This window comes from Mesorhizobium sp. M1A.T.Ca.IN.004.03.1.1, from assembly GCF_003997555.1.
Classification (GTDB): domain Bacteria; phylum Pseudomonadota; class Alphaproteobacteria; order Rhizobiales; family Rhizobiaceae; genus Mesorhizobium.
Genome location: NZ_RZTV01000499.1, coordinates 1 through 262 on the forward strand (window position 1 = coordinate 1; position 262 = coordinate 262).

1 tRNA gene is annotated in these 262 nt (G+C 55.7%); it reads right to left on the reverse strand.

The window, feature by feature from the left end:
• Positions 1-55: 55 nt before the first annotated feature.
• Positions 56-132: transfer RNA gene (locus EOD29_RS32620), tRNA-Arg, on the reverse strand.
• Positions 133-262 lie beyond the last annotated feature (130 nt).

Sequence of the window (262 nt, forward strand, 5' to 3'; positions counted from 1 at the left end):
CTCGTGATGGGCGGAGCGGCTACGGCAGGAGTGTCCGGTTTTGTATGGAAAAGAATGGCGCACCCGAAGAGATTCGAACTCCTGACCCCCAGATTCGTAGTCTGGTGCTCTATCCAGCTGAGCTACGGGTGCGTGCAAAATGCGGCGGTGCCGCTTGCGTGGCGATCCTCTAAAACGTCCTTCAGGACAATGCAAGAGCATTTCTGAAAAAATCGCGTCTTTGTCTGCGGGCAGCCGCACTTGCCAAACCCCGTCACTTTTC